Source organism: Methanosarcina sp. MTP4 (assembly GCF_000970045.1).
In the GTDB taxonomy this organism is placed as follows: domain Archaea; phylum Halobacteriota; class Methanosarcinia; order Methanosarcinales; family Methanosarcinaceae; genus MTP4.
The window spans coordinates 4,001,923-4,014,807 of sequence record NZ_CP009505.1; the positions used below are offsets into that span (position 1 = coordinate 4,001,923).

Sequence of the window (12,885 nt, forward strand, 5' to 3'; positions counted from 1 at the left end):
TGAGCACCTTGAAATTACAGCACCTCCTTTCAACCTTCTTTATAGCAGCTGTCCTCTCCGTAACCCTTCTTTCAGGCCCCTGCACTGCCTCTTTCGTATCCAGCAATAAAATCACCCTGGAAAACGGCGGGATGAGCTGGGACTATGAGGAATGCATCACGGACAGGGAGGCTATTTTCTTCAGGGAACTTATAGACAGGGAAACCGGTAACAACGACAGCTTCGTAAACGCATGGGAAATCAGAAACATGGAGCTTGAGCTCCGGGACAGGCTGGAAAAATCCATTGAAAAGAAGCCCGATGTTAAGCTCAAAGGTTCTTCAGAGACGGTAAAAGTCCGGGACGTGGAGTTCTGGCTCTCTGACGAAGCCCTGGGCACGGCATTCAAGAGTGCAACCATCACAAACACCGCCAGGGTCACCTATAGCTTTGAAGAAGGAGTAGAGGAAGAAGTAAAGAAAGAGGAAGAAAGGGAAGCCAGCACTGAGAGCGGCAACGAAATAGGCAATGAAATGGGTACTGAAACAGGCAACGAGATAGGTACTGAAACAAGCAATGAGATAGGCAACAAGACCAATACTCAAACCAGCATCTGGTTTCTTGGTACCCCTGGCTCGGAAGTGACCATATTCCTGCCTCCCGGATATGATGTAAACAGGACAGAAGGCCTGGAAGATAAAAACGAGGAATTTGAAGACAGCCGCCAGATCCTGAAAGGCAGCTTTGGCCCCGAGGGGGAAATTACCCTCTGGTTTTCGGAAAACAAAAGTTATGAGACGGCAGCCCTGCCGGAGGTTTTAACCGGGGGCGAAGTGATGGAAAATGAAACCCTCTCAATTGAAGAACCGAAACCTGAAGAAACCCGGGCAGCTGCAGGATTTTTTGAAAACTTTCTCGGGCGACTTTGCCTGAGCCCAAAAGTTTAATCAGGCTTGAAACGTATTCTGGAAAACATGCTCATAGAACAGGTTAAGCTTGAAAAAGGATGTGCCCTTGGCCTCTGTTTTAAAATGCAGAAATATCCCCTGCTGGTCCTCAGCGCAGAGAAGGGATTCCTGATGTGCGGGTACCTTGACATCAATGCCGCAGAAGCCCTTGGAGATACCGCAGCAAAGGTAAAGGGTGTACAGAGTTTCGAGGACATGCTGAAAGCAAAAGTTGTCGAAGCAACGCCAAAAGCAAGGGAACTTGGGGTAGAACCCGGCATGACAGGCAGGGAAGCCCTGGAGAAAATGTTTTAAATCGAAAGTATCCTTTTGAACCCGCCGTATTCTTTCGGCAAATATTTTCCTAATCTGCCAGCATTATTCCATACTACGTCCAGCAATTCAACAGTATCCAGCTTAACCGATTCCGAATGACTTTTACGTTCAGAACGTACCCGTTTCAATCCTATTCCTAACTATATTCATCAACCTAACCCCGGTTAATCCATGTTATACGCTTTCGAACTCTCAGGTGAACACGAAAAACTGCCCGCTGCCGAAGTCCTTGCCTGCCTTGAAATCGAAGGGCTGGAATACAGAGTACATTCTCTGATGGACCAGTGCCTTGTTGTGGACATAACTGGCGAAGAAACAGAGCTTGAAAAGACTCTCAAGAGTAAGATGACGGAAAGGCTTGCAATGACCCACCACATACTGAAAGTGATAGGGATTTCAGAAAGCAGGCCGGAAGCAATCCTGGAACTTGCCGAAGCCTTCAAACCAGCCGCTTTTATCCGGGAAGGACAAAACTTCGTAGTCCGGGCAAAGAGGATTAAACACCATGTGGACTTCCCTGGCGAACCCCTGGAAAAGAAGATCGGAGGTTGTATTTACCGGAAAGGATTCCGGGCAAACCTCAACAACCCGGATATCGAATTCCGGCTTATCCTGAGCGAGAAAACCGTGTTCGGAGCACTTATATCGTCCGTGAACAGAAGCGCTTACGAAGCCAGGAACCCCCAGAACAAGCCCTTTTTTCACCCCGGTGTCCTTATGCCCAGGGTCGCCCGCGCCCTTGTAAACCTTTCCCGGACACTTCCCGGAGAGCTCTTCCTTGACCCCTTCTGCGGCACCGCAGGCATCCTTGTGGAAGCCGGACTCCTGGGATCCAGGGTAATTGGAATCGACGCCCAGGAAAAACTCGTCCAGGGAGCAAGGATGAACCTGGAAGCCTTCGAAACGGATTATGCCCTGATGGAAGGAGACGCATGCAGGATCCCCCTGAAAGCCGAATCCGTGAACGCAGTCGTCACCGACCCTCCCTACGGACGTTCGGCAGCCATCCTTGCAGAGTCCCTGGAAGTACTTTATGCCGGCGCCCTTTCGGAAATTTACCGTGTCCTGAAGCCCGGAGGAATCGCCATTGTGGTCTCGGACAAGGCAGCGTTCGAATACGGGGAAAAGGCAGGCCTCAGGGTGCTTGAAATCCATGCCCAGAGAGTGCACCGAAGCCTCACCCGGACAATTACGATTTTTCAAAAAGATTAATAATAGAAAAAAGTTTGACTTAAGGCAGAGAACGTGGGTAAAGGGAATAAGAAAGATAGGGATGTAAGCTGTCCTCTATAAGCAACCCTTATTCCTGAAATCAGGAATTTATTTCCTGAAATCAGAAATTTATTTCCTGGAAATAAGGAATTTATTCCTTGAAAATAAGTTCCTCGATCACTTCAGCCATTACCCTGTGCCTGAGGATATTCTTGTAGTTCTGTTCGTTTGCCCTACGGATGGAGTAGCTGTCCTCTGCCCACTCTAGGTGGAAAGGATATTTGATTTCCATGAGGGTCAACCCGTGTGCAGGAGCAGGTTCGATTCCTTCTTCGTAGATTTCGGGATTGAGCATCTGGAGCAGCCAGTCCTCATCCCTGACCCCGTTTCCAATCATGGTAAGGGCGGTTACGATTTTCCGGACCATGTTCCAGAGAAAGGCATTACCGGTTACATCGATTTTTGTAAGCTCCCCGTCAACCCGCACTTCAATACGCTCCATGGTACGGACCGTACTCTTGTCCCCGTCAGCTTTGGAAAAGTTCGCAAAATCGTGGGTCCCCAGAAGGAGCTTTGAAGCCTCCCTCATCTTTGAGATGTCGTATTCTTCCCCACTCATCACGTAGCGGTAGCGCCTGGAAACTGCATCCCGCCTGGCGTCAAAGGAGGGGGAAACTTCCGCATGAGCCCAGGTCCAGACAGAGGGGGGAAGTTCGGAATTGATGACTCTTGGGATTGCAAGGTTAGGCTTATCGGTATCAAAAGCAACGACCTGTTCAAGAGCATGGACTCCTGCGTCGGTCCTGCCCGCACATGTGTAATTGGCAGATTTGGGACCTTCGATGATTTGGAGATTCCGGAGAGCTTTGAAGATCTCCCCTTCCACGGTGTCAACATTGGGTTGGATCTGGGAGCCGTGGAACTCGGTGCCTATGTATGCAAGTTTTAAAGCAACTCTCATACCAATCATTGATTACTTGGTCTTTTTCTTATAATAGACTTCTCGTACGATCATCAAGCACACAACGAAGAGGCAGCCAAGAAGGAACCAGACCCCCGGATGCAAAGAAAGCGTATCGTAAAGCCCGTGGATACCCCCGAGATGGGTAATTCCTTCAGGGGGAACAGGAGGCAGATCGTCCATACCACCCATTCCATCCAGCCCCTCTATCCCGTCCATGCTGTCCGTGTCGGGAACGTCCATACCTTCAGCGGCTTCTTCGACGGAAGCGTCTTCCATGACCCCTTCATCAACGGGTTCTTCTACAGGAGCTTCTTCGACGTACTCCGCTTCCATCGTTTCTTCAGTAGCCACATCTTCAACAGGGGCGTCATCCATTACGTCTTCAGAGGCGTCATCAACCGGGGCGTCTTCGGAAGCAAACTCTTCTTTCAGAGACTCTTCCATGACCTCTTCATCAACGGGTTCTTCTTCCGGGGATTCGCCTGTAAAAGCTTCGTTTGCTTCCTTCGGAGCTACATCCGGCGCCTCACTCTGAGCTTCATTCTGTGGAGCTGCCTCTTCTTCAGAAAAGGATTCGATTCCCACATCCATTAACCCGGGTTCTCCGGCTTCCCCGACATCTCCTCCGGAAGTATCGTTAGCTATCACGGCTGCCGGAACAGGGGCATTGCCGTCTTCCATTACCCCCAACCTTAGAGGAGCGGTGGCCTGGAAGACCTTTCTTGCTTTGAGGTACGCTGAGAGGTATTCGATTCCTGCGGCCGCAAAAAACGCCGCTGCAATTACTCCTATGTACTGCTGCAGCAGGTTTATGATGGAAATTTTATCAACAGGATTTCTGGAAGGGACCAGGATAATAAGTTTTTCCATCGCCTCGTAGATCTTAACCTGACGACCCTTTCGGCTCCATTTGATCTGCTTGACCTTGATGAGGTCGGAGTCCACAAGGGAGTCAAGGTTATACTTCACCGTAGTCAGAGGAATTTTCAGCTCCTCCGCAATATCGGTCGCAGACAGGCTCTTTTTTCCGAGCAGTTCAAGGACCTTCAGCGATGTTTCGTTGGAGAGGGTTTGGGTAATCTTTCTTGAATCTTCGTTTACGGGGAGCACCATCACCCTGTCTCCGCTTTCCCGAATCTCCTCGCCATCCGGGAACCCTGGTCCATTAAGGTGCCCTTCAACTTCCGGAAACCCGTTTCTATCTTCCAGCTCTTTCATGTTTACGTCCTAAATTAAAAGATTGATATTGTTATACTTTGTGAGAGGTTATGTTTTTTGAGAGGTGATTTTTGTAAGGGATTTTGTGTAGGGCATAGTAGTTTTGTAGGGCTTTACGCCCAGGTGTTTTGTGCAAGGTATTTTATGAAAGATATTTTATGAAAGGTGTTTTCTATCATATCCTGCAAGTCTACTTTGCAAGCACTTAATTGATAAATTTTAGTTATTACTTTTTATTATACATTTATTACTATATTTATATATAGAATCCAGACCTTAAACTTAAATATAACATCATATATTCTAATCTAAATTTTCCGTGGTAATGATCATGATCACAAAACAGCAGGTTCTCGAATTTCTTAAAAACTACGATATGGAAAACATTACAATTGCAACCGTCTGTTCTCACTCGAGCCTTCAGATCTTTGATGGAGCAAGGAAGGAAGGCTTCAGAACCCTCGGGATCTGCGTGGGCAAGCCCCCAAAATTCTATGAGGCTTTCCCGAAGGCAAAACCTGATGAGTACCTTATTGTAGATAGTTATGAAGACATAATGAACAAAGTAGAAGAACTCCGGGAAAAAAATGTCATTATAATCCCTCACGGTTCCTTTGTCGCCTATCTCGGTACTGAGAGTTTTGCGGAAATGGCAGTCCCAACCTTTGGAAACAGGGCTGTCCTTGAATGGGAGTCGGACCGGGACATGGAAAGGGAATGGCTGCTCGGAGCTGGCATTCACATGCCCGGAAAAATCGATGACCCAAGAGAAATCAACGGGCCTGTGATGGTTAAGTACCACGGAGCAAAGGGAGGCAAAGGGTTTTTCATTGCAAAGACCTATGAAGAGTTTGAGGAACTCGTGGACCGTACCCAGAAATATACCATCCAGGAATTCATAACCGGAACCCGTTACTACCTGCACTACTTCTACTCCCCCATCCGGGACGAGGGATACACTTTGAGCGAGGGAAGCCTTGAACTCCTTAGCATGGACCGGAGAGTGGAATCCAACGCTGACGAAATTTTCAGGCTCGGCTCCCCCCGGGAACTTGTCGAATCAGGCATCAGGCCAACCTACGTTGTCACCGGAAACGTCCCCCTCGTAGCAAGGGAATCACTCCTGCCCCTTATCTTTTCCCTTGGGGAAAGAGTAGTGGAAGAGTCCCTGGGCCTCTTCGGCGGGATGATCGGCGCCTTCTGCCTTGAAACCGTCTTCACCGACGAACTGGAAATCAAGGTATTCGAAATCTCGGCCAGGATTGTAGCAGGGACAAACCTTTATGTTACCGGCTCCCCGTACTCGGACCTGATCGAGGAAGACATGTCCACGGGAAGAAGGATCGCCCGGGAAATAAAACTGGCAGCAGAAGCAGGAAAACTTGATAAAATAATTTCCTGAGGACAAAACTCCGAACCTTAAAAACTCCGAACCTTAAAAACACCAACCGTATTTACCAAGATTTTAGCCTGAAAATTCAGAGGTTATTTTAACCTCTAATTTTCCTTTTCCAGCCTGTTAATTTCCTTTTTCCAGCCTGTTATTTCTCACTACCGGAGAGGAAACGGGCAGCGTCTTCTTTCTGGATTTCTTCAGACAGGTCCCTGTAATACGTACAAAGTTCCTTCCCCCATTCAATTGCGTTTTTCTCGGAACTTATAAGGAATCTCTGGTCAGGTCTGCCTTTTTTATCGGTCAGGGTAATTGCCATAAACCTCTCGGTTACCGTAACCGAGGCCAGGGAGGAGCTCCCTTTGTAGACAAAGAGTCTGGAATTTTCCGGGAACAGGAAATTTTCAAGTTCTTCAGGGTAATCATTTACAACCCTTTCGAAGAAATTTTCGGTAACTATGATGGAGATATTAGTTTTTTTCATCAGGAGTTCCGCGTGAATTTCGGCAAAGGAGGGCTGGAAATAAGAGGTAAAACGCATGACATCCCTGGACTTCATGAGGGAATCTAAAAACTCCTCAGGAGGCTCGAATATCCTGTGCAGTTCGGGTTCAATCACTTTGTAGGGACTCAGTTCTCCGAGCCTCGGGAGCAGGAATGGAGGAATCCCGCTCAGTTCCTGATTGATCCAGTAGTCGGGATTATCTTCAAAAACTTCAAGGATTCCCACCAGAGGGCTCATTTTTTCAGTAACAATGACTCCTATTTTGGAAAGGCTGTAGTACTTTCCGTCCTGCAGAACCAGCCTGTTATCCTTCAATTTTTTGATCTGCGGAAGGACCGAAGCCGAAGGAGAATCAAGCAATTTGGTAATTTCATCGATACTTTTAGAGCCATCCTTCAGAAAGAGCATTATACCCTTTCTTTTATCGGACCTTAAAAGCAAATCTAATAATGAGGATTTCTGGGAAGTATCCAATTGTGTTCACCGGGGGGTAAATTTTGAAATTCTTCAAGGAGCCAAACTGGTATGGAGTTTATGTTTTTTAAAGGAGTTTTGGAAAAACCAGAAGGCTCCACAAGAAAATAGACATGCAGTAGACCAGTGTGCTATACTATACATTACCGTATAGTTTTTCACAACTAAATAAACGTTTCTATTCCCGGAGGAGGGATGAAAGAATACCTGAAGAGTAGACCCATAAATAAAATTTAGTGGTAAAGCCTATAAGGTCCTTTCAGGAAAAATAAAACATCTTATTGCATAATTTAGGTAATTAGAAAAATTATTTTAGGCAGTGAGGATTATGGTAATATTAATGAATGACGAAAGGAGGGAAAAATTATCGGGTCTTCATTTGTAAAAACAGGTTTCGGAAAATACCGCGTACTTGGAAATGAGGATAACAGGGGGGAGGGACTGCTGTTCCTCGGGAACTACCTGGCTCTTGACCGCTCCAAAGGAGCACCCGTATTCCTTGATGCCCTGAGACCCCATGCAGTCCTGATCTGCGGGAAAAGAGGATACGGGAAGTCCTATACTATGGGCTGCATACTGGAAGAACTCGCCCTTCTACCTCCCGCCCTTGCAAAAAACCTGGCATCCCTGGTTATTGATACCATGGGAATTTTCTGGACAATAAGAAACCAGAACACGTTTGAAGCCGGGAAACTCAAACAATGGAACCTTGAGCCTTCCGGAATTGAGGCAGAGGTCTTCGTACCTGCAGGAAAAGCGGAAGAATACGAGAAACGGGGCATAAAGGTCACGCCATTTTCAATCTCGATCTCCGGACTTTCAGGAGGCCAGTGGTGCAGGTTATTTAACGTAGATGAGGTTTCGTCCCTGGGAGTGCTGGTTGTAAGAGCAATAGAATCTCTTAAAGAGAAGAATGAAGCGTACTCTTTCAAAGACATAATTACAGAAGTACTCCGGGACGAGCGTTCGGATTCTGTCTCCAAGGGAGCCGCAGAAAACTATTTCAGAGCCGTTGATTCCTGGGGAGTATTCGAAAAGGAAGGGACCCGGCTGTCGGAACTCGTAAGCGGTGGAAAGACCTCTGTCCTTGACGTAAGCACCCTTGAAAATGAGAATGTCTGTGCAGCCGTGGTTTCCATTCTTGCAGGCAGGCTCTATGCAAAAAGGCTTGAGGCCAGGCGGGCATATGAAAAGAGGCTCATGGGAGGAGGAAGGGAGGAAGAAAAAACCGGAAAAGAGAAAGAGAAGGCAGGAAGAGAGGGAGGCAAAGAAGGGGCAGAAGGAAAAAGAGAAGAAATTGAAGTAGAAGGTGAAGCAGAAGGTGAAGTAGAAGGTGAAGCAGAAGGTGAAGTAGAAGGTGAAGTAGAAGGAGAGGAGTTTCCCATGGTCTGGCTCTTCATAGACGAAGCCCATATCTTCCTGCCCGCGGGAACTGAAACCCTTGCTTCGGAAGTACTGATCAACAGGTGTCTGAGGCAGGGGAGGCAGCCGGGGTTGTCCCTGATCCTCGCCACCCAGAGGCCTTCAGGCCTGCATACGGATGTGATATCACAAAGCGACCTTTTGATCTGCCACCGCCTCACTGCAAGTGACGACATCATTGCCCTGGAAGCCGCACGCCCCCTCTACATGCAGGAGGGTATCAGGGGACATATAAAGAAAATGGGAAGTGAGAGGGGAGCTGCCCTGATCGTGGACGACCATTCCGAATCCGTACACCTGGTCCGGATGCGCCCCCGGCGGAGCTGGCACGGAGGGGGAGAGCCAAGCGCCCTGATGCCCGGAGTGAAGGCAGAAAAAAGAGAAGAAACAACAATATGAGAACATAAGAGCGATAAGGAGATCAATAAACGCTTATTTTAATGCATATTACGGAAAAAATGGGGGCATATTGTAAACCACTTTTATACTCCGCCATAAAATAATTTAAATATTAGATATCATTACCATGCTATCCATAAGTATGGAACTGGATCACGAGCTGTAAACACATAACTCCCAATATAATAAAAAACTGTGCAGATGACAGAGTGCAGATGACATGAAACTACAATCATATTCATCAGAGCGGCCTATGGCCCGGTGAATTGCAGCTTTTAATTTCAGAAACCAAATCGGTGATGCCATGAAAGGAAGAGCCTGGAAATTCGGAGATGACGTGGACACGGACGCAATAATTCCGGGTCGCTACTTGATCTTCAATACCCCCGAGGAACTCGCGAAGTACACCTTTGAAGGTGTCCGCCCCGAGTTTGCAAAAAACGTGCATGAAAACGACATCGTAGTCGGAGGAAGCAACTTCGGCTGCGGGTCCTCCCGTGAACACGCGCCCCTTGCCCTGCGGGGCTCAAAGGTGTCCTGTGTGATCGCAAAGTCCTTTGCCCGGATCTTTTTCAGGAACTCGATAAACATCGGGATCCCGGTCCTTGAATGCCCGGATACGGACAGGATTGACGACGGGGACGAACTGGAAGTGGACCTTGCAACAGGGGTCATTGAAAACAAAACGAAAGGTGAGACCTACCAGGCAACGCCCCTCCCGGATTTTGTCCGCAAAATAGTGGACAAAGGAGGGCTTGTTGAATATTCCCGGGACCTGGTCTCAAAACGCTAATTAGAGAGGAGCTGTCCAGGAAAAATTGTTCAGGAAAAAACGGTAGGGACAAAAACTATCAGAAAAAACCTGTTCAAAAGACCTGTTCACGGCCAACATCTCTTAACAATAAGGCAAATTTGCCAGCAAATTCGAAAGGAGTACAAACATGACGCAGTATAAGATTCCGGTCCTTTCCGGAGACGGGATAGGCCCAGAAATCATCGCCGAAGGCAAGAAAGTTGTTGATGTCGCAGGCGAAAAATTCGGCTTTGATGTAGAATGGATCGACTACCCCCATGGGGCAGATCACTACCTGGAGACAGGAGAACTAATTTCGGAAGACACCTTAAAGGAATTATCCGGCTATCCTGCCATTTACCTGGGATCCATCGGAGACCCGAGGATTGCCCCGGGAGTTCTTGAAAAGGGGATCTTATTAACTGCGCGCTTTTACTTCGACCAGTACATCAACCTGCGCCCGGTGAAACTCCTTGAAGGAGTCTGGACCCCGCTCAAGGACAAGACCGCAAAAGATATCGACTTCACTGTGGTCAGGGAAAACACCGAGGACTTCTACATCGGCATCGGCGGAAGAGCCAAAAAAGGCGAGAGCAAGGACCTCCTTGAAGTGAAAAGGACTCTCTACTCCGCAAAATTCGGGCTGGATATCGAGACCGACAGCGAGGAAATCGGGTACCAGATAGGCCTGATCTCAAAGGAAGGCACCCAGAGGGTCATGGAATACGCCTTTGACCTCGCAGAAAAGAGCAGGAAACACGTCTCTTCCGTTGACAAGGCAAACGTCCTTTCCGATATCTACGGCTTCTGGCGCGAGGAATTCGAAGCAGTTGCCTCGAAACACCCCGATATTACCACGGACTTCAACTTCGTGGACGCAATCACCATGTGGTTTGTGAAAAACCCCGAATGGTTCGACGTGGTCGTAACCCCAAACATGTTCGGAGACATCATAACCGACCTCGGAGCAATGATCCAGGGCGGCCTCGGTCTTGCCCCCGGCGGAAACATCAACCCCCAGGGCACAAGCATGTTCGAGCCCATCCACGGCTCAGCCCCCAAGTACAAGGGTATGAACAAGGTCAACCCGATTGCCACCATCTGGGCGGGCGCCATGCTCATCGAACAGCTCGGAGAAAAAGAAGCCGCAGACAGCATCGTAGGCGCAATCCAGCAAAACATCCTGAACGCTAAGGTCAGGACCTACGACATGGGCGGCAGCAACGGCACCTCCGACGTCGGGGACGACATAGCAAGGCTCGTGAGAGAAGGGTGATTTCAAACCCTTCAATATTTTTATATTACTCAAACCCAGGCGGAAGATTCTTCCGGCCTTTTTTCTTTTTCTTGGTTCTTATTTTTCATTTTATTTTTCTTGATCCAGGTTCTGTTCGGATTTCGATCAGGTTATATCAGAGAATTTCCAACACTTAATGAAAATTAGTTAATTTTCATGCAGGAGTCACCACTTGAGAGGCATTAATTATGAAATCCGCAATTCTCCGAATCTACCTGAAAGACAGCTCAACCTACCACGGAAAATCCGTCCATAAAACGGTCCTTGAGTTTTTGCGCGACTCCGGCATAAAGGGCGCAACCCTGCTCCGGGGAATCGAAGGGTATGGAACGGACGGGAAGATCCGCTCATTGAAAGTGCTAGCGCTGAGTAACGAGATCCCGCTTGTTATTGAAACAGTTGACGAAGAGGAAAAACTCAGGCCCCTTATCCCGAAATTGCGGGAGATTGTGGGAAAAGAGCTTATGACCCTGCAGGCAGTGGAAATAATTTGAGCTGATTTTCAGATTTAAGGCATAAAAGACTTTTATTGAGGAAAAACGAGGATTGAAACGGGTACATTTTTTTGAATCTGTCTTTTTTCATTTTATTCCGGGATCGAGCCTCGCTCCGCTCGGAGAAAGCTCCGTTTGGAACGGCATTCCGGTTGTTCCGGTCAATAGCTGGCTGAACAAAAAAATAGCTGCCCCCCAAATCATCTACAAATGCAGCCCGATTTACAGGCAGAGAGCACCTTTTATCAAATTTTAGATATTTCCTCTCCTCAGTTTTCAGTTGCCTTTAAATCCCAGAAACCTCCTAGTATCCCGTGATTGACGTGGCACGGAAAAAGCAGTTTGAAAAGCCCCTGCACGGGGACAAGGAAAGTCTGCGCTTCGCGACCCCGGAACCGATTGCTCGGTACAGGGCGCAGCGCCTGAAATGCAGGACCCTGGCTGACATCAGCTGCGGGATCGGAGGGCAGACTGTGTTTTTTGCACAGCAGTGCGAGTTTGTGTATGCGGTGGAAATCGACCCGGAGAAAATCGAGTACGCAAAACAGAACTGCGAGATGTACGGGCTCGACAACGTGAAGTTCATCTGCGGAGACGCCCTGGACCCGGAAGTCGTCGCACAGATCCCGAAAGTCGATATCGTGTTTTCGGACCCCTTCCGTCCTCCAGAAGAAGAGGAGAGAAAAGTCTCAAGCATCGAGCCGGGGATTCCGAACGTGCTTGAAGCTTACGGGGAGAAGACTAAAAACTTTGCCTTCGAAGCTCCGCCCCAGATGCCGCCTGAAAAGATTCCCTTTGACTGCGAAAAAGAATATATCTCCCTGGACGGCCAGCTCAACCGCCTGACCCTCTACTTCGGAGGGTTAAAGCAGTTCGACAGGCTGGCAGTAGCCCTGCCGGCAGGCGAAGGGCTCGTGCCAAAAGAATGCCCACTTTCGAAGCTGCGGGAAAGCGACCGGATGAAACTCTACGCTTACGAGCCGGAACCTTCCGTAACAGCCGCCGGACTGCTCCCCGAACTTGTGGACTCCATGATCGAACTCTCGGGACCATTTTCAGGAAGTTTTGATATCTTCAAGGTAGACAAAAAAAGGATTTTACTGACAGCAGATGCCTTCGTCAAACAGTCCATGATAAAAAACCACTACCTTGTACTGAAGACCTGCCCCTTTGAACCCCTGGAAATCAATAAGTTCCTGAAAGACCGGAATGTCGGGTCAGTGGTCCTGAGGGTAGGGGTAAAGCCCGAAGACTACTGGGAAGTCCGAAATGAGGTCGAAAAAGGGCTTGAAGGGAAAAAGACCATCCACCTCTTTGTAAAAGATGGCATTGCAATCCTCTGCGAAGTGCTCTTTAAGGACTGAAAAAAGCAGCTCAGGACTTAAAAAGCCAAAAATCAGAAAGGGAAAAACGAAAAAGATAGAAAAAACCGGGAATTATAAAACCCGGCAT

Annotated in this window: 12 protein-coding genes; 9 read left to right on the forward strand and 3 right to left on the reverse strand. The window is 48.1% G+C overall.

Going from position 1 to position 12,885, the window contains the following annotated elements; all coding sequences use genetic code 11:
• Positions 1-8 precede the first annotated feature (8 nt).
• From MSMTP_RS18180 to MSMTP_RS16835, 3 genes are all read left to right on the forward strand, one after another.
• Entirely contained in the window at positions 9-926 is a 918-nt protein-coding gene (locus MSMTP_RS18180) for a hypothetical protein (protein ID WP_052718444.1), read from the forward strand.
• A 27-nt stretch (positions 927-953) separates the two neighbouring features.
• The gene (locus MSMTP_RS16830) at positions 954-1,241 is read left to right on the forward strand and encodes a YunC family protein (protein ID WP_048181876.1); all 288 of its coding nucleotides are present in this window, start codon (positions 954-956) and stop codon (positions 1,239-1,241) included.
• 192 nt (positions 1,242-1,433) lie between these two features.
• Positions 1,434-2,474, forward strand: coding sequence for a TRM11 family methyltransferase (locus tag MSMTP_RS16835; protein ID WP_048181878.1), 1,041 nt, complete (start codon positions 1,434-1,436; stop codon positions 2,472-2,474).
• A gap of 151 nt (positions 2,475-2,625) precedes the next feature.
• Here the strand turns inward: MSMTP_RS16835 and truA are convergent, their stop codons facing one another.
• Both truA and MSMTP_RS20095 read right to left on the reverse strand, forming a co-directional pair.
• Positions 2,626-3,435 (reverse strand): tRNA pseudouridine(38-40) synthase TruA, encoded by an 810-nt coding sequence (truA, locus tag MSMTP_RS16840; protein WP_048181881.1) that lies wholly within the window; start codon positions 3,433-3,435, stop codon positions 2,626-2,628.
• Positions 3,436-3,447: 12 nt separating this feature from the next.
• Positions 3,448-4,656 (reverse strand): transcriptional regulator, encoded by a 1,209-nt coding sequence (locus tag MSMTP_RS20095; protein ID WP_048181885.1) that lies wholly within the window; start codon positions 4,654-4,656, stop codon positions 3,448-3,450.
• Between the two features lie 331 nt (positions 4,657-4,987).
• Between MSMTP_RS20095 and MSMTP_RS16850 the strand changes: the two genes are divergently transcribed.
• Positions 4,988-6,058 carry a formate--phosphoribosylaminoimidazolecarboxamide ligase gene (locus tag MSMTP_RS16850; protein ID WP_048181888.1) on the forward strand — a complete coding sequence of 357 codons (1,071 nt, stop codon included), beginning with the start codon at positions 4,988-4,990 and terminating at the stop codon, positions 6,056-6,058.
• A gap of 139 nt (positions 6,059-6,197) precedes the next feature.
• Here MSMTP_RS16850 and MSMTP_RS16855 read toward each other — a convergent pair whose 3' ends face one another.
• Positions 6,198-6,962, reverse strand: coding sequence for a winged helix-turn-helix domain-containing protein (locus tag MSMTP_RS16855; protein ID WP_048181890.1), 765 nt, complete (start codon positions 6,960-6,962; stop codon positions 6,198-6,200).
• 429 nt (positions 6,963-7,391) lie between these two features.
• Between MSMTP_RS16855 and MSMTP_RS20105 the strand changes: the two genes are divergently transcribed.
• The 5 genes from MSMTP_RS20105 to MSMTP_RS16885 all read left to right on the forward strand — a co-directional run bounded on the left by MSMTP_RS20105 (position 7,392) and on the right by MSMTP_RS16885 (position 12,797).
• Positions 7,392-8,849, forward strand: a complete 1,458-nt coding sequence (locus tag MSMTP_RS20105; RefSeq protein WP_048181893.1) for a helicase HerA domain-containing protein — start codon at positions 7,392-7,394, stop codon at positions 8,847-8,849.
• Positions 8,850-9,153: 304 nt separating this feature from the next.
• A complete protein-coding gene (locus tag MSMTP_RS16865; protein ID WP_048181896.1) occupies positions 9,154-9,642 on the forward strand; it encodes a 3-isopropylmalate dehydratase small subunit in 489 nt (162 codons plus the stop codon).
• A 148-nt stretch (positions 9,643-9,790) separates the two neighbouring features.
• Positions 9,791-10,918 (forward strand): isocitrate/isopropylmalate dehydrogenase family protein, encoded by a 1,128-nt coding sequence (locus MSMTP_RS16870; RefSeq protein ID WP_048181898.1) that lies wholly within the window; start codon positions 9,791-9,793, stop codon positions 10,916-10,918.
• A 209-nt stretch (positions 10,919-11,127) separates the two neighbouring features.
• A complete protein-coding gene (locus MSMTP_RS16875) occupies positions 11,128-11,433 on the forward strand; it encodes a DUF190 domain-containing protein (protein ID WP_048181901.1) in 306 nt (101 codons plus the stop codon).
• Positions 11,434-11,756: 323 nt separating this feature from the next.
• On the forward strand, positions 11,757-12,797 hold the full coding sequence (locus MSMTP_RS16885; RefSeq protein ID WP_048183932.1) for a methyltransferase domain-containing protein: 1,041 nt from the start codon (positions 11,757-11,759) through the stop codon (positions 12,795-12,797).
• The last annotated feature ends 88 nt before the right edge of the window (positions 12,798-12,885 follow it).

What these genes read in the sequence shown, in the direction of transcription:
- MSMTP_RS16835 (WP_048181878.1), top strand. Translation starts at nt 1,434, where the DNA reads ATGTTATACGCTTTCGAACTCTCAGGTGAACACGAAAAACTGCCCGCT.
- MSMTP_RS16830 (WP_048181876.1), top strand. Translation starts at nt 954, where the DNA reads ATGCTCATAGAACAGGTTAAGCTTGAAAAAGGATGTGCCCTTGGCCTC.
- truA (WP_048181881.1), bottom strand. Translation starts at nt 3,435, where the DNA reads ATGAGAGTTGCTTTAAAACTTGCATACATAGGCACCGAGTTCCACGGC.
- MSMTP_RS16875 (WP_048181901.1), top strand. Translation starts at nt 11,128, where the DNA reads ATGAAATCCGCAATTCTCCGAATCTACCTGAAAGACAGCTCAACCTAC.
- MSMTP_RS16855 (WP_048181890.1), bottom strand. Translation starts at nt 6,962, where the DNA reads ATGCTCTTTCTGAAGGATGGCTCTAAAAGTATCGATGAAATTACCAAA.
- MSMTP_RS16850 (WP_048181888.1), top strand. Translation starts at nt 4,988, where the DNA reads ATGATCACAAAACAGCAGGTTCTCGAATTTCTTAAAAACTACGATATG.
- MSMTP_RS20095 (WP_048181885.1), bottom strand. Translation starts at nt 4,656, where the DNA reads ATGAAAGAGCTGGAAGATAGAAACGGGTTTCCGGAAGTTGAAGGGCAC.
- MSMTP_RS16865 (WP_048181896.1), top strand. Translation starts at nt 9,154, where the DNA reads ATGAAAGGAAGAGCCTGGAAATTCGGAGATGACGTGGACACGGACGCA.
- MSMTP_RS16870 (WP_048181898.1), top strand. Translation starts at nt 9,791, where the DNA reads ATGACGCAGTATAAGATTCCGGTCCTTTCCGGAGACGGGATAGGCCCA.